Genomic DNA, 17637 nt, shown 5'->3' on the forward strand with positions numbered 1-17637 from the left:
GTGGGGACTAGCACCGTTCACTCTCGATTGACTTGACCCTACCATCTTGCCGAACCAGTTGTTCGCAAATTAACAACCAGTTCTCGACACCTTCACTGTCGGGCAATGCCTGCTTGACCCACTGTTGGCTATCTTGAGCCCGCCGTTGCAGCGCTTGTCTATCCGCGCAAAGTGCTGCTAAGTGCTCAGTGACTGAAGTATAATCTAAATACTCAGCCCAAATAATCGGCGAGTCTGCAGCCCAATCCACCATGCCCCCCTGTGCATACGCAATCACTACTCGACCCATACTTAGCGCCTCTAACACCGTTCTCCCAAACGACTCATAAAAATGAGAAAGGCTTAATACAACATCTAATGTGGCAAGTGCATCATCTGGATTATCAACGTACCCAGCAAAGTGCAGATTACTGGGCACGTTATCAGCCCGCATGGTCACAATATCGTCTGTCTGAGGACCATAAAGATAAAAATCGATGGGAAGCTGCTGCAACATCGCCTGTTCGGCTATTCGCAACATATCCCAGATACCTTTCTTAGCAATATTGCTGCTCAACATCCCCACGTGTAAACGCGAACCGTTGGGAATACTCACGATATTCCCCGTTGGGGCACGCCAAGGGTTTTGCCACACGATCGGCTTACGCACGTCTGTCAACCACTGCGCCACCGCCTGTGAGTTAGCGATCCACGTATCCACCAAGGGATCAAAATGGTATAACCAAGCACCTGGTGATGTTCCCAATGCAGCGCATAAACTGGGATCATGCTCGGGTAATTCTCGGACGTGGACTGCCGTATGTATATGCCGTCGTTTGGCTGCCAATAAAGGCACCTCCATCACTAACGTATTGACGTACACGGCCTTAGCGTGCGCGTACTCAAGCCAATCAACCCAAATATTGACTGACTCCTCAAGCACAGAGCGTTCTTGATGCCACCAAGGGGTAGGAATAAAAGTGACGCGATGACAGAACGGGAGAATTTGCTCAACATAATCGTCAGTGGCCGAAGGCAAAACCACTTCAATCCGATAGCCTTGGCGTTGCCAATCTTTGTGTGTCGCCACTTGTTGCAGAATTTGGACAAAACTACGCTCAGCACCAAATTGATAGTTCGACACCTGATGCCCCACATATACCACAGCAGGATGCTCAGTTTTACGACCGCTTTTTGACGGAGCCACATCTAACTGTCCTGGAATCGACAGGGGGATAGGCGGCGTGTTTGGATCGTGAGTTAATCGGTGCCAAAGCGGATTGACTGCATTCGCATCTGGATGCAAATACAAATAAGCAGAACTTGAAAAATGCGCACAAGGATCGCGACCTTCTTGCCAACCATGGGTAAGATAATGCTCTACCGCATCGATATTCGCCGCCGCTACATCCGGATAGCGCTGTCGATACCACCCTTCATCCACCCACTGATGTTCACGTATATAACGCACAAAGTTATCCTGCTGTAATGCCGGTGATCCTTTACATAAACGCGGCGGCACTGCAAAAGGACGCGTCGTCATTTCAGCGGGAAGCGGTAACTGGGATTGCATGGTGCTATGCCACGCTAAGGCACTATGATGATACTCTTTTCGCACCCCATAAAACTGGGTGCGTAAGTGAGTCGCACTTTGTTGCGTTAAGCTCTCAGTTAGCACCATTCCCAAAGACAGAGGAATTCCTGGCATCACCTCCACAATGGCGTCAGAGCCATAGATATGCTGCAAGCGATAGTAGTACTCAGTATCCGCATTAACTGCAACATTGTCCCAAAAACCAAGCGCATTAAGCACCTCACGTTTTATTAACAACGACGAGACATTTCGGTACACCCAGCCTTGCTCCATCCGCCAGCGTTGAAACTGCAACTTCTCGTCACAGCGAATCCAATGCGATACCGACGCAACGGCGTGACGATCCGACAACAGCGCTTGCATTTGGCGCTCAATCTTTTGAGGGTGGGACCAATCATCGGCATCATGTACGGTGAGCCAATCGCCTTTCGCGCACTGCATGCCACGATTACGCGCTGCATACGCACCCTGATTTTTCGCCTGTTGCACCAAGCGAATTCTTGCGTCACGCGCCTGCCATTGCTTCACCACATCGACGCTATTGTCACGTGACGCATCATCAACCACCACAAACTCGAGGAAAGGCCATGTTTGCGCACATAAGCCCGCTAATGCACGACCAATAGTCTGCGCCGCGTTATAACATGGGATAACAACAGACACCCGATACCGCCAAGGCAACAATCGCCGCCAGCCGAGCGTGGTCGAAACACGCTGCGTTTTCATTGGCGGACGTAACGCGTCAGACGACGAGTCAACAGGTAAGCCGCTGGGTGCTGACGCACTCGACAACCCTGCATTTACCCAACATCGTTGTAAGGCTTCCCAACTCTGGTTAGCACCTTGAGCCATTCCGAGCGCGAGTTGACGCTCCCATCCGTCCGGCCACGCCATATCAGATAGCAATGCCAATAGCTGATTTTCCTGTTTTTGGTGATACAGTGCAGAAAAACACAGCAGCCAAGGCGCTTGCTCAGGCACCAAAAAGCGCGCTGTCACATCGCACAGTATGGGCTTTATATAATCAGCAACTAACGCGTACTCGCCCTCACTGGCATAAAAACGCGCTAAAACAAATCCCGCCAAGCTCCGATGAATATCCGCGTGATCAACTTCCGGCTGAGTAAACAAGGATGTTAACGTCGCTAATGCCTGCTCACGCTGTAAAGGTTGATGCCAAAGCACCGCCTCCCATTCAAACGCGGGTAACGCACAAGGCATACGATTCTCGTTCCAGCCATGGTGCGAAAAGTGCCACCAAGGATCGACCCCCGCGTCAGCAACATCCGGGTACTGGCGTAAATACCACTCGGCATCAAATAGGGCTTTTAATTGTTCCGCGACCACATGATATCCTTAAAAAAATCGGTCTGAATGGCTGCCCGCTACTTTAGCATACCCCTCTCAACACGGGCATATCACAGCACACGCATGCCATCATTTAACATTGCGCAAAAAAAGAACCATGCCACCCAGCATGGTTCTTCACGCTTAATCATTCTGCGCTGTCGCGCAATCAGTGTGAAATCATAAAATCATCAAAGTAGGCACACTCGGTGGTGAAGTTACCCGCCTCATCTTTGGGTGCCCACGTTTCATCACTCCCGCCATGGAAGGTACTAAATAGCAAATGCTGGATATAACTGTCTGTTCCATCGCTGGCGCGTAATCGTAAATTATCAACCACCATACGTTGCTCGTCATCAATCCAAACTTCTACCACACCATTAGATGCTGAAGCGGGTTGGTTCACCTGTACCACTAACTGCAAGTGGTAATACTGACCGGGGGTAAAGGTAAAGTTGGGGACTCGCCAAGAGTCGCCATAGGTCCCTGGAATATCTTGATGATAAATATAGGTGGATAAGGTACCGGTAGCACCAAAGCTCAGACGCACACTCCAACCTTCATCAGTCATTTCTCGTCCGCCAGTAATGGCACGCAAGGGCCCCAATCCGTGTATCTTTCCACCTCTTACAAACTGAAAATCTTCACAAAACTCGACATTAAAACTCAGTGTATAACGAGAAGCGGGCGGCAGGTCTTGTTTATCTAACACACGACGACTCCCACGCTCATATCCTTCATAGTGCACTTGAATGCCGGTTGAATTATTCGCGCCCCGTGTGTCAGTACGTTCAACCAACTCTTTATCAAACAAGTCCATGGCAAATTCAGACAAACTGCCATCAAACGTTTCTTTAAAAACGGGCACACCAAAACGCTGATAACACTCAGCCAACGACTCAGCGGCCACTAGATCAAATTCAGGGCCACACCGTAGCGCCGTCACCTCATCATCACGTACGCGGCTTTCAACCCACAAACCACTGTCGAAGCGTTTAAGCTCTAATTGCTCACTATCGCTGACAATATCGCGTCTTGAGCGCGTCCAAGTATCGGCACCGTACCCCTCAGGGAAAGACAAAGCAGGCTCAATAAAGTCTAATCGTGACAAATCCACCACGATGGGAGCATCGCTACCATGCATCCGCTGCCAAACTTCATCAACAATCACATTCTCACCTGGCGAAAATGTATGCTCACTCGCATACGAGCGATTCGATGACGCATCGGCTTCTACATCAACCTCAAGCGTCGCTAACGTGCTGGCATCACTGGTTGGCAACAGACAACGCCCTTGTGCCTCATCAAAATCCGTCGTCGCCCTGCCTTTGATGCGGTAGTGGCTCGCTTGCCAGTTTGCACCGTATTCAACCGTCACCGTGCACGTCGAACCGCCATTCGATTGGATAGCTACACGCCGCCGCACCTCACCAACGAGTTCTACACCCCGCTGATAGATAGATACGGACTTGGTAATCGCATCAAACGTGCCAGACACCTCTGATACCCGATGCATCTGTTTATTTTCCGCAAAACCAAAGTCATGACGTAACCATTTTCCACCGATTTGGCCATCACCCTGTGTAACGGTGGGCAAATATAAACGCGTAACCTCTGATAATTCAGGATATTGCTGTTCAAGTTGCGCTTTTTCGGCATACGCTTGCTGAAGCCCAATAGCAAATTGCTGAGCAATATTGTGCGTACGACTATCCCCTCTCTCGATAAAGTCGTTATAAAGCTGTTCGGTCGAGAGACTGTAAGTGTCGCGAATGTCTGACTCCGCCTCGTCGAGCAAGCTCACCAATTGCTCGCGAGTATCAGAGTCCGTGCGCATTGATTCACAATCGAGTTCAGTGTCTTGAGTACGTTGCCACGCTGCAATGGCTTTTTGCCATATCTGCGTGGTGAAAGGTGAAATCACTAAATTACCGGCTTGTTGCTCACCAAGGCGTTGCTCACGGATCACTTGAGGCGTTGCAATGAGCTGGTAGTCGCGTGTGACCTCCCCATAATCGGAATCAAAGGCGCCGACCGGCACATTGACCACGATCGGCACATATTGCCAACAGACCTCCAACGCGGCTTTATCCACCGAAAAACGTCCCTGTTCCTCCGTCAAAACACTGGGTTCGCTATCGTCGAGAGTATGATTAAAGTTGTAGTCGAGGAAAACGGTCGCACCTTCAAGGTATCCATCGATCGCCATACCCACAATCGCAGACGTTACCGGGTTTGAGGAGCCCGGCCCGGAGGGGGTGCCCTCTGAGGAGGAATCGCTCGAGCCATTACAGGCGAGTAAAAAAAAACTAAAGCTACACACTTGCAATAACCGAAAGAATTCTTTCATAACCGCTGCCTCTTTCAGTGTACTTATAAAAGTATTAGTACACAGAAATGAAGACAGCAATTATTATTGATATTTTTATTTATTAAAAAAGAACGCGGCGGCTACAGGTAATTATCCTTATTTATCAGTCAAAAAACTAGAACGTCCAAAATATCAAACCCACGTGCATTGATATTTTTACCATAAAATAAAAACATCATAAGTGCTTGTTTTAAAATACATATCTAACTTTTCATCCAGAGAATAAATCCATAAGCCATTGATTATTGATTTCTTTATCACCAAAAAAATCTCATTGACCTCAGATAATATTGGCCGTTGATCTATCGGATTATCAAGTGCAACCTCACCACCAATCCATACAGAATGAACAGCAACTTGTTCATTTCCCACCACAAAACGGCATTGATCAAAGGCTAATGCTTTAGTATGAATAAAAAAGCAAAAAGCAAGGGTTCTAACGGAGAATAAACCTCGGAAAAACGGCGTTTAATCCGCCCCTCTACTGCATGGATAGAGACGACTAAGGTTTAGGCGCCGGCTCAGAAAAAAAACGCCAAGCGATGCTTGGCGCGTACCATCAAGTACTGATTTTAAACAACGACTTAACTCTGCGTCAGACAACGTTTTAGCCAACGCTTCGCGCGCTGTTGGTAACTATCTGACGTCGCTTGTTCTCCACGTGACACTGTTAATTGAACTGTGGCAATAGGGACACAGTGGTTATCTGCCTGCAACGACAACTGTACTGGTTCATCGCTCTTTTCGTCTAGCTTATATCTCACGCTAAAACCACACGGCGATTGCTCCCAGTACGGCGACGGATAGTTTTGATCCGGAAACAAAGTCGCAAGCACATCCTTTCGCTCACGGGCAAAATTAAATACTTCACGCTTAGTGCCCTGGCTCACCACTAGCTGCAATTCACGATCCGTTTCATCAAGCCAGCCGGCCCACCCAGAAAACCGAACTGTGTTATCTTCAACAATCAGCTGATTATTCACGGGCGAGTCTAAGTGAAAACACAAGCGATCACGCCACTTCTCAGGGAGCTGACGAGTGACACGCACACATTTAGCTTGCTCACTGAGTGAGGTTTTTGCTAAGTGCTTTGCATACGCAGCAGCGCGCTCAGGCGTCCGTGATGGCACGCCTAATGTGTGCGCCTGTGGCCATTGCAGCTCTACCGGAAAATAGCCACTATCAAAAAACGCCTGAGCAATGTCGGCACGAGATGACTCTGGGACAAACGAGTCCAATGCAAAGTCGGCAAAACCAGCCTGCTCTTTCCATATGGAGACAAGTTCTTGATGCAGGCCTTGCTCGAAGATTTTTTTCGTCACTTTATCAATCGTTGACGAGGTGTAGAGCTCATCAACAATCGCTTGTATCTCGGGGCTGCACGTGATTTTTTGCTGTTTAATTCGGTAGTAGCATTGATCGCCCGACAGGGTGACCATGTCGGTTTGCTCAAATAAACGCCGTGCGATAGTGCTTTTGCCCGTGCCCGGTTTATCCATTAGCAAATACGCATAAGGGCGGCATTTTCGTACATGCACCACATATCGCTGTAATGGGTCGCCAGCTTGTTTAACGCTGTGGCCAACGACTTTCCACGCATAGTCTTTGAGCATGCTGCCAAGCTTAATCCGTGTAGGAAATAAGCGCTCATCGATTGCACGTTTTACCGGCACAAATGCATCTTTGCTCCCGGGCGCAATGCTAATTTCAAGCACGAGCACCCCTTGGGGATCAAGCTGTTGCATAATTTGATGAATCAATGCCTCTTGATCATCCGCATAATGCAATGCCGACAAAAAGGTGATGACATCGAAAGGCCCTTCTGGCAACGTTTGCCATGATTGACACAGAAATTGACCCTCGGGAAACCGCAATGCAGCCCGTCCAATCGCTTCTTGTGATTGGTCTATCCCTGTTACACTCTTGGCGCCTTCAAACAGCGCGTAACCACAAAAAAAACCTTCATTACAACCAACATCTAAAAATCGTTTTTGGTGTAAATCAGGTAATCGAAGCGCGGCTAACTTGTCTAATGATTTAGACCCTCCCTTAACACCGGGAAAGGTTTGATACTGCATAGAATTAACACTATGTTGGGGCAACATCCGTTGCACGTTAATGGAACCACATACAATCGCCCAATTCACTTGGGCGATCATAAATCCTTATTCAGGAATGCGGAAAGGGTTCGACACCAAGTGGGGCATTTATGCAGCCTCCACGGCTTCCGCAATATGCTTTGCCCACTGAGTGGCTTGCTGATCAGTTTTCGCCTCAACCATCACTCGAATTAATGGCTCAGTGCCTGATTTGCGCAAAAGAACACGACCTTTAGGCTGCTCTGTATGAGTTGCTAAGGCATCTTCCGCATCCGCAACACACTGCTGAACCTGAGCGCTATCTAGCGGTTGTGAGCCAGGCGCATAGCGAATATTTAATAACGTTTGAGGTAGCATCGGCATTTCGGCGGCAAGTGCATGCAGTGGCTGATTTAAAGCCTGTAATGCCGTTAGCACCTGTAAAGCGGCAACAATTGCATCCCCCGTCGTGACTTTATCTCGACAAATGATATGGCCTGAGCTTTCACCGCCTAACATCCAATCTCGGGCGATTAGTTCAGCCATCACATAGCGATCGCCGACTTTGCTGCGCACAAAAGGCACGCCCAACTCAGCCATCGCTAATTCGAGTGCCATGTTCGACATTTGCGTGCCAACCACTCCCCCTTTTAGCGTACCTTGTGTAAGCTGATGTTTAGCAATTATAAACAAGATTTGGTCGCCGTCGACCGCAGCGCCATATTGGTCGACCAACATCAAACGGTCACCGTCGCCATCAAGAGCTATACCTAGATCAGCGCTATGTTCAAGTACGGTTTCTTGAAGTAGTGCTAAATCCGTTGCACCACATTTTAGGTTGATATTGACGCCGTTTGGTTGACAACCGACTGCGATAACCTCCGCACCCAGCTCCCGAAACACATTTGGCGCGATGTGATACGCCGCGCCGTGGGCACAATCGACAACAATCTTCATGCCTTCTAAGGTTAATTGTGTCGGGAACATACCTTTGCAAAATTCAATATATCGCCCTGCTGAATCATGCATACGTGACGCTTTGCCCAGCTGATCTGATGCAACACATTCAATGGGCTTCGCCAGCTCAGCTTCTATGGCAAGCTCCACATCATCAGGCAGTTTTTCGCCCTCTGAAGAGAAAAATTTGATGCCATTATCATAAAACGGATTATGAGACGCACTGATCACGACGCCCGCTTCTGCACGGAAGGTTTTCGTCAAATACGCCACAGCAGGTGTTGGTAATGGGCCTGTAATCACAGAATTAATGCCTGCAGCGGAAAAGCCCGCTTCTAATGCAGATTCAAGCATATAACCCGAAATCCGTGTATCTTTACCGATGATGACTTTTTTCGTCCCCATCCGAGCCAGTACACGTCCTGCTGCCCAACCTAGCTTTAATGCAAAGTCTGGTGTGATCGGTGACGTGCCGACTTTACCGCGAATACCGTCCGTACCAAAAAATTGTCTAGTCATGTTTCATTAATTTCCTATACCAACTGCTAACACCGTGCTCACGCACTTTTTTTCTTTTTGGCAGGTCTTTGCCAATTATCTTTCACTACCGGTTGTGGGCGAGTAAGCACCAATGCGTCTTGATGCACATCTCTTGTCAGTGTTGAGCCCGCAGCGATAGTTGCACCGCGCGCTACGCGAATCGGCGCAACTAGCTGTGTATCCGAGCCAATGAACACATCATCTTCGATAATGGTTTGATGTTTGTTGGCACCATCATAGTTACAGGTTATGGTGCCAGCGCCGACATTGACACCTTGGCCGATTATTGTGTCACCCAAGTAGGTTAAATGGTTAGCTTTTGAGCCAGCGCCAATAGAGGTATTTTTCGTCTCAACGAAATTACCGATGTGTGCGTTATCAGCTAGACGCGAACCGGGACGAAGACGGGCAAACGGCCCTACTGTACACGAACTTCCGATCGCCGAGTCATCGACAATTGAATAAGGCTGAATCTGAGTCTCAGCAGCAATGTGACAGTTTTTAAGTATGCAGCCCGCACCGACTTTGACTCCATCACCTAAAACCACATGACCCTCAATAATCACATTGATGTCAATTTCAACATCGCTCCCCACAGTTAACTCACCACGCAAATCAAAGCGCTGTGGGTCACCTAGCGTCACGCCTTGTTCGAGAAGGCGTTCGGCTTGCAGTAACTGATATTGACGCTCTATTCTCGCCAACTGTTGACGGTTATTCACACCCTCAACCTCATAAGCCTGCTCAGGATGGACAGCTTCAATCTTTCCACCTTCTTGGTGAGCAAGCTCAATAATATCAGTCAGATAATACTCTTGTTGGGCATTGTGATTGTTGAGCTTTTTCAGCCAACGCTTTAAATCCGAGCCATTTGCTACCATGACACCGGTATTAATCTCTTGAATGTGCTTTTGCTCTTGAGTGGCGTCTTTTTCTTCTACAATAGCTACTACAGAACCATTATCACGGACAATCCGTCCATACCCCGTTGGGTTATCGACATTCACCGTCAACAGTGCAATACCCTGATGGGGTTGCGCCTCAAGAAGCCTATTGAGTGTCGCTGCGCTAATTAAAGGTACATCGCCATATAAAACAGCAATTTTTTCATCGTCTTTAATCCATGCCGCAGCTTGTTGGACTGCATGGCCAGTGCCCAATTGCTCCGCCTGCTCAACCCAATTCACTGGGCTTTGATGCAAAGCCGATTTTAATTGCTCACCACCATGGCCGTAAATAAGGTGAATAGCTTGGGCTTGAATCGACTGACACGTATCAATCACATGTGCCACCATAGGTTTACCGCCTACAGGATGCAGCACTTTTGGCAAGCTCGAGACCATACGGCTACCTTTTCCCGCAGCTAATATTACCGCACTGACGTTCATAGGTTGTTCCTTACTATTGTTTTTTAAGTTGTGAAGCAGAGACCGAAATAGATTCAGTAAAAAAGCTTATTTTCTCAATGGAGTTTTTTAAATAGCATTGCACTCGATAATCTCCGGGCTCTGAGGGAGAAAAGTTGGTGTGAGGCTGCGATGTGTAAAATTGCTTTTCAATGACGCCGCGATCTTGCTTATGTAAATACCACGCAAATTGCGTACTCTCTGGAAAATCACCTTCGAGAGAGACGGTTAATCGCTTATCATCCGTACATAAAAAATTAGTCTTCGTACATTGCAACGCTAAAAATTCTTGCTCCGCTACAGGTTTGAGTGGTGTCATTTTCCGAGCTTGAACCACGGTTCGATATATTTGCTTCATTGTTTGGTGTGCTTGTTTCGCAGACAAAAAAGAACGGACAAGCTGGCGCCCAAATCGCCCTAACTGACGCCGGTATTTCGCCGATTGCATCAACCGATCGATGTCTGCTTCTATGCTACCAGCTTGATAGCCTTGTTCTCGCTGACCAACCCCACCAAAGTTGCTATATAATGCTGCTTGCCATCGTTGCTCGTCTACCAATCCAATATAGCCTTTGCTGCCGAGGGCAATCGCGGGTATGGCGCAACTTAGTGCCTCAATCGCGCAGCGCCCGGGCGCAATCACCGCATGGCTGCCGCAGTAGGCTTTCTGCAAGTCTTTGCCCTGCAGCCAACCGCTAAACTCAACCGTATTTTCGCCTTGTAGGTCTGCCAATTGTGCTAAAAATGTCTCGGCCTCTGTACCTTGACCGATAATCTGCCAATGTATTTTCCCCGCATAAGTTTGGGCTGTATAGTCAACAGCTTTTAGAAACAGATCAAGAATAAATTGCTTATCCCTATCCAAGCGACTCACCAGTGCAATCACTACTTTATTTTTATGATCGGTAGAAGGCGGCGTCGCGATATATTTAAACTGAGTGACGTCGGGCACATTGGGTACAACAAAGAACTTTTCTGCAGGTAAACCACTTTGCTCAGTGAATAAATACTGCTTAATCCCTTCCGAGACACATACCACAGCGTCTAACTGGGCTATAGTGTTCGGTAGCTGATCTAAATATTGGCCATGCATGGTCTCAATTACAGGCACAGCTAAACACTGGCCTATCACTACAGCAAGCTGTCGAGATAAAAAGGGATGGGCATGAATAATATCAAACGGCACTTGTTGATGCGCGATCTTTACCTGCTCAAAAACACGCTTAAAATCCGTTATTGCGAAGTCAGTATTAAAAACGCCAACCCCCATCTCGGCCATTTGATCAGCGAAAGGGCCCGATTTACAGATCAAACTCACACTATGACCCTCAGCCAAGAGGCGCTGTGCAGTAAAGCGCACATTTTCATGAAGACCGCCTTGGGGTGCATTAAAAAACACAGAGATCAAAAATTTCATTTGTCTACAGATCCTTTCTATTAAAAGTCCTTATGCGATGTCGAGGACTTAGCCGCTACGTGCAACACTCCCGCCTGCAGTCAAAGATAATTTTAGGCTGTCTAAAACCAAGATATTTTCTTGGTCGAGTATTCTCGCGAGCTACAGCTTGAATCGCAACCTCATCAGTGATTTGACCCAGGTCAGTGCTCTTGGGAATATACTGCCCAAGCGTCCCGTTACTATTGTCGTTTAAACCTCGCTCCCATGATGAATAACGGTGAAAATAATAAATGCATGTCTCTAGTGCCTCGGCTATCGCCTTATACTCAACAAATTCTGAGTTATTATCTGATGTGATCTCGATATTGTTGATTTTGACTTACAACAGGTTTCTGCAATGACTGTTTATGAACAGCCACGGACCAAAAGGACAGAAATCTGGTATCGTTGTCTTTCGGTCAACTGCTGGTAGCTCATGGTAATCACGTTCTTGTTTAGCGATGAATAGCGTACCACTATCGGACGTTGACCTCCTCTCGCCAGCTTAACCATGAGTGTTGTATTTATTGGATTACATACATTTTAAAGCCCTGAAAGATAACCATAATGTTAAACTCATTGACTATTATTTTAAAAATCTTGAAGTTTAGGCATATAACCATGGACAAACATTAATCCTCGCGCACACATACTCTTAACTATCTTAAGTCGCCTAATGGTTCATATGAACCATTAGGCAAATTAAAAGACTCAAAAGCTGAGGCTTTATTCAAAAATAACAATACAAAAATGAGCAGATATAACCAGACTACCTATCATCAGTAATGATTAAGTCATGCCCCAATATTTAAAAGTTAAGGACAGATTTTTTTAAGGAGGCTGTATTGATCAAAAGCGATTGTAAACAAGATGTCTAAACTTACTTTTCATCACCTCGAATGAAAAACTACTATTCACAAAGGATATAGCCTTCTTACTCATTTCAAAGAAAGCTTGATCATCAGATTCAAACCTCAACATTACTCGCTTGAACTCTTGATAGTTCTCTTCTTCGTTGTCTTTCATGACTTTAGCAAGCTTATTGTAAGGCTTTTCCTCATATAGGTTTCTTAAATAAAGGCCTCTGAAGTTAAAAGTTAATCCATTTATACCATCGTCGATCAGATGACTTACAGCGCCAACTTCAGATGAAATGACAGGCGTGCCTAGCTCATTAGCTTCTAAGAAAGTATAGGGAAGCCCCTCAGTTGCAGTTGTATAAACAAGTGCATCTACAGACCTAAACAAGCTCTCTCTTTCAGATGCATCGAAAGATCTATTTTTTATTAATATAGCATCTCTTTCTGCATGAAGGTTTGCCTTTTCAATAACAATGTCTAAACCCTTGTGCGCTAAAGGACCACATATCAACAACTGGTATTCACTTGATGTCTCTACAACATATCTTGCAAAAGAACGTGCGAGAAAGTCGACACATTTAAGTGGAGCTACTCTACCAAAAAATGCGATTTTCTTCGAACGATTGGATTTTGCTATATGACTATCCAAACGGCTATTCTCAGGTTCTAAAACAGGTGTAATATGGCTGAAGTGACTCTTAAAGTCTCTACCCGTATTTTCTTTTATTTTTTCGATTATCTTTGCATTAATCGTCACTAAGCCATCGATTAGGCTGAGGTGCTTAGATATTTCCACCGTGAACGGATGAATATCAGAGTGAACGATAGGGTAGACTCTAGAGCCGCATTTGTTCAAGTGATTAAGAAGAGACACGAGTTCGGGCCCCTTAACAGGAAAACTGTTAATAAACGCAACATCAAAGTTTTCTAAAAGCGAAAATTCCCCATCAACAAAGTACTCAATTTTTATATTACTAGAAATTTTTCTTAATTCTTCTATCTTCTCATCACTAACTTTTTCTGACACAAGAATAGTAATGTCACATTCAGAAATTGACTTTATTAATTGAACTGAATATTTTTGTACTCCACCAACATTGAAATTCTGCGCAACAAGCAACACTTTTTTTCTAAGCCTAGAGATTTGCTTGTTATAAAGCCATGAAGTTGAATCAATAGAAAGAAAGCTTCTTCTCCACATAAGGTATTTAGAAACATTCTCTCTGAATTTCTCTTCCGAACATTTAATTAAAAGATCTTCCAAATATTCACTTGTAAGACTTTCTTGATTTTCATTACTCGGGTCAAAGTCATAAAAAAGAGGATAGCTTTCACCAAGCTGCTCAACGTAAGAGGGGGTTTTTGCGGCTATAAGTGGTATAGCATGATTAATAGCATCAATATTTTTATTTGACCCACTATAAACTTGAGCAGAAGACTTCCACGTATTCACAATCACATCTAGTTGTAGCAAGGCGTCCTCTTGCGACTCTTTGTCATACTTAGAAATGATAATCCAGTCTTTCTTTGGGATTTCGTCTAGTATATTAATTGAATAGAAGATAATTTTTGCGTTAAGTTCAGGATGATTAGTGCGAATTTTTTCAACCGCTGAAATAAGCAAGTCAGGATAAGTTCCTTTGTAAATAGTTCCTATCACACCAATTAAGAAGTTACAATTTAGCTCTTTTTTTAATCTATTCCTCCTGGAACTATCAAAAACTTTACTAGATTCTGAAGCTTCATGAGCACTCGCTTGATAACGAAGGAAGCTCTGTTCAGGGGGGAAATTAGAATCTACGTAACCTAACGTTCCGTCATCATCAAAATTAGCCAGCTCATTTTTAATTGCAAGTTCCTGTGATGATTCTGTTTGGAAGCCGACTGTGGCTCCCTCTTCCCATATGTCTTTTACGTAGTTGTGGCTAAATATTTTTGGCTCAGGAACCTCCTTTAGAAAGAAATTAACGCATTTTTCATTGCTGCCAGATCTATAAAATGCTGCATCATAATGCCGAGTAGGGCGAAATACCTTTGGCAAGAAGTGTGAGTAGTTTCCTTTTCGCTCTTTGGCCTCACGACTGTGCCTCTCTAGATATTTCCTTTCGTCAAAAACACCCCCATAAAACAAATCATTAACAAAAATATCATTATAGTAAACATTGTTATCCTTCGAAAGTACGGCCATTTCATTAATTGCATTAATTGACGCGCCGCTCCACTGATAGGAAATCCACCATTTATCAGCATAAAGGTAGTATATGTCTTTTTTTTCCTTTGTAAGGAATGTCACATAAGTCTTTGCAACGTTAACCCACTTTAATTTTTCATTTACCCAATTTCGAGCTACATCTAGCTTTTCTTTTGGATAACCATCGGCAATTACGGTTCTAACTTTTTCTTTAAAACTTTCTTTATCACCTGATTTGAAAGTCAAACATCGCTCATCACCTCCTGAAAGTCGTTTTAAAGCCTTACAATCAGAAAGCAGCAAAGGGACTTTTTTGGCAAAGCAATCAAAAGGTTTTAAAGGTTCAACACTATGGCAGACTTCATAAGGCAGCCTAGGCACAACAAAAAGATTTATCTTCTCATAGTAAGGAAGTATATCTTTCTTAAACTCTTCGTGCTGCACAAAGTCATAATTATCTAAATTGAGAACATGCTTGTGTCTTATTGAATTTTTTCCGATAAGCAAAACTTTGACATTGACCCCCTCCTTGATCAATTCAGCGACTGAATCAAGCATAAACTTAATACCTTCATAATATGTGATAGAACCAAAGTATCCTATTATGAAAGGCTCTCCAGACTTTTTATTATAGGGTTTTACGTTAACTACGTCACTCGTTAGGTCGTTGACTTTGTAACCATTCCCAACAATTTCACTATTTATTTCTTTATTCGTAACTCTTTCTTCCACATACTCCTTCATTTCTTTGCAGATAAATAACACTTTATCTGCCCTTTGAATAATATCTAGCTCCCCATTTAACCCTTTTTTATAGTTCTTATCTTTTTTTATCGCATACGTTTTGTCAACCTCCATCATTTTTGCCGCATACGTCTCATGCCAGAGCCCCCTCATTTCATAGACAAACTCGTATCCAACACTATCTCTAAGATCAAGGATAGGCTTAGCGTTTTCATGATTAGAAGCTGCTATGACAGTTCTGGGACTTAGCCATGCAAGTATACGCTCTAAGATTTTCATGTCTTTTGGTATAAAAGCAACCTTGTCCTTGTATTTAAAAGTACTAGAATGATAAGAGATTAGAGGGAGTTTTACACCAATCTCATCAAAAGCTTCTTTTAAATGTAAAGAACGGCGATGATAGCCAGCTTCTGTATTACTACCCGTTGTAAAAACGAAATACAATATATTCGACGTTGAGCACTCACGAAAAAGGTGGGAAATAGATTCACAGAACCCCCTGAAATTTTTCCAGTTCAGTTCATGGACAGACTTAACGGGCAGAGATTTGGGAGCAACAATATTGACATCATAACTTGTGCGCTTAGCTCTTTTTTTGCTAGTCTCGAATAAAACTGTTTCAAATAGAAAACTGTCGTTCAAAAAGGTCTCGTCAAAATTTTCCCCATACACGACAAGCTTAACACGACTCAAATCTCTGATGTTTTTTAAGTAGATTCCAATTAGTGCTCTCAATTCTTCTTGCGAGACAGAGGTAGAGTCAAAGAACAATTTTAGTATTGGGGATTCTCTGTTTATTCCTTCATTAAAAGCTTTATGCCTATGCACTGAATTTTCCAAGTCCATAACAATCGCTTCTGGCACCATCTCCTTATGGTCCATTATACGCGCCTCGTCCTTCAGCGCGCGCACCATCGGTTGGATGTGCGTGGAGAAAAGCAGATCGACACTCGACTGAGGAGTAGGCAGCTTCAATGACGCCTGCAGGCTGGATACCAAGCTTTCGATATTACCTGCTTTAAAGCTGATTACACTTTCATACTTGTCTGCGTATTCGGCGAGTGGCGCGACATCTGATACAACCAGCCGCTTACCGTAGGCTAAGGCTTCGGTCGCTTTCATAGGTGGTACTAGCTGGCTTACAGGTAGGGGCTTACGTGGGATCACCACCGCATCCAATAATGCGTAATAGTCTGGAACCGTATCATGCGGCACGCGGCCCATTTGAATCAGCCAAGACTTCTCATTATGTGATTTGTCAGCCGTTGTACTCGGCGTTACGGCTTGCTCATCCCCGACCAAAAGCAGCTTAATGTTTTCGCCTTGATCGACAAGTTGCTGACATGCGCCAATTAATGTCTCTAATCCCTCATAAGCCCCCATACTGCCGATATAACCAATAACTCTATCATGCGTTTTAATCCCCAAGGCTGCTTTAAGGGCAGCACTTGGTTCGCGAAGAGTTGGAAGTGTATTAACCCCATTGGGCACAATCGAGAGGTTTTCCGCTGTAACACCACGAGCAATTAGCTCATCGACCATAGGTTGATTAAGGGTGAACACTTTGGCGGCTTGCTTCGCAACAAACGTATTTCGTTCACCCTCTTTTTTGCCTTGTTCACTGCTGGCATAACCGGGCTCGCGCGCATCTTTTGACAGTTCCCAAAAGCCACGAACTTCATTGTAAAACGGTAAGCCGAGTTGCATGGCGGCTACCCATGCGGGCAAGCCAATGCGGTAGTCACTAGCGGCCAATACTGATGCGGGACGATAAATTTGAAAAAGCTCGACAAAACGCTCCACACTCGCTTTAAGGTGTGCTTGCTCATTGTCAGGAGCTGTATTTAGCCAAGGGCTATGGAAATAGCGTACACCGTCTACTGTCACTTGGTAATCACAATCAACGCTATCGTTTAATTCCCAAGGACGACCAGGGCGGACAAAACAAAATGTATCGATTCCATTTTGGTTTAGTGTTTCTGCCATGGTCTGTGTCCGAATGGCGTAGCCATTGCTAGCATAGCTTTGCCCGTGGCTTACCATATAGGCTAGGCGCTGTTTAATCGGATAATAAGGCGTTTTTTTTTGGCTCGCCAGTTCAATAGCGCGCTGAATCAAGTTATCCATTTTTT

The 17637-nt window shown here is 45.1% G+C and carries 8 protein-coding genes; all 8 read right to left on the bottom strand.

Annotation, left to right across the window (positions count from 1 at the left end; genetic code table 11):
* Positions 1–7 precede the first annotated feature (7 nt).
* Positions 8–2920: a glycosyltransferase gene (locus FCN78_RS08445; RefSeq protein WP_077659469.1), complete on the bottom strand. Its 2913-nt coding sequence runs from the start codon at positions 2918–2920 to the stop codon at positions 8–10.
* Between the two features lie 169 nt (positions 2921–3089).
* Positions 3090–5270 (bottom strand): polysaccharide lyase, encoded by a 2181-nt coding sequence (locus FCN78_RS08450; RefSeq protein ID WP_077659468.1) that lies wholly within the window; start codon positions 5268–5270, stop codon positions 3090–3092.
* A 177-nt stretch (positions 5271–5447) separates the two neighbouring features.
* Entirely contained in the window at positions 5448–5663 is a 216-nt protein-coding gene (locus tag FCN78_RS08455) for a hypothetical protein (RefSeq protein WP_131825570.1), read from the bottom strand.
* 212 nt (positions 5664–5875) lie between these two features.
* A complete protein-coding gene (locus FCN78_RS08460) occupies positions 5876–7369 on the bottom strand; it encodes a methyltransferase domain-containing protein (RefSeq protein ID WP_167483331.1) in 1494 nt (497 codons plus the stop codon).
* 129 nt (positions 7370–7498) lie between these two features.
* Positions 7499–8845: a phosphoglucosamine mutase gene (gene glmM / locus FCN78_RS08465; RefSeq protein ID WP_077659465.1), complete on the bottom strand. Its 1347-nt coding sequence runs from the start codon at positions 8843–8845 to the stop codon at positions 7499–7501.
* A 38-nt stretch (positions 8846–8883) separates the two neighbouring features.
* Positions 8884–10254: a bifunctional UDP-N-acetylglucosamine diphosphorylase/glucosamine-1-phosphate N-acetyltransferase GlmU gene (gene glmU, locus FCN78_RS08470; protein WP_077659464.1), complete on the bottom strand. Its 1371-nt coding sequence runs from the start codon at positions 10252–10254 to the stop codon at positions 8884–8886.
* Positions 10255–10267: 13 nt separating this feature from the next.
* Complete coding sequence (locus tag FCN78_RS08475) at positions 10268–11689, bottom strand: glycosyltransferase family 4 protein (RefSeq protein ID WP_077659463.1); 1422 nt, start codon at positions 11687–11689, stop codon at positions 10268–10270.
* 870 nt (positions 11690–12559) lie between these two features.
* Positions 12560–17632, bottom strand: coding sequence for a glycosyltransferase (locus tag FCN78_RS08480; RefSeq protein WP_077659462.1), 5073 nt, complete (start codon positions 17630–17632; stop codon positions 12560–12562).
* Positions 17633–17637 lie beyond the last annotated feature (5 nt).

This window comes from Salinivibrio kushneri, assembly GCF_005280275.1.
GTDB classification, from domain to species: domain Bacteria; phylum Pseudomonadota; class Gammaproteobacteria; order Enterobacterales; family Vibrionaceae; genus Salinivibrio; species Salinivibrio kushneri.

What these genes read in the sequence shown, in the direction of transcription:
- FCN78_RS08450 (WP_077659468.1), bottom strand. Translation starts at nt 5,270, where the DNA reads ATGAAAGAATTCTTTCGGTTATTGCAAGTGTGTAGCTTTAGTTTTTTT.
- FCN78_RS08460 (WP_167483331.1), bottom strand. Translation starts at nt 7,369, where the DNA reads ATGCAGTATCAAACCTTTCCCGGTGTTAAGGGAGGGTCTAAATCATTA.
- glmM (WP_077659465.1), bottom strand. Translation starts at nt 8,845, where the DNA reads ATGACTAGACAATTTTTTGGTACGGACGGTATTCGCGGTAAAGTCGGC.
- glmU (WP_077659464.1), bottom strand. Translation starts at nt 10,254, where the DNA reads ATGAACGTCAGTGCGGTAATATTAGCTGCGGGAAAAGGTAGCCGTATG.
- FCN78_RS08475 (WP_077659463.1), bottom strand. Translation starts at nt 11,689, where the DNA reads ATGAAATTTTTGATCTCTGTGTTTTTTAATGCACCCCAAGGCGGTCTT.
- FCN78_RS08480 (WP_077659462.1), bottom strand. Translation starts at nt 17,632, where the DNA reads ATGGATAACTTGATTCAGCGCGCTATTGAACTGGCGAGCCAAAAAAAA.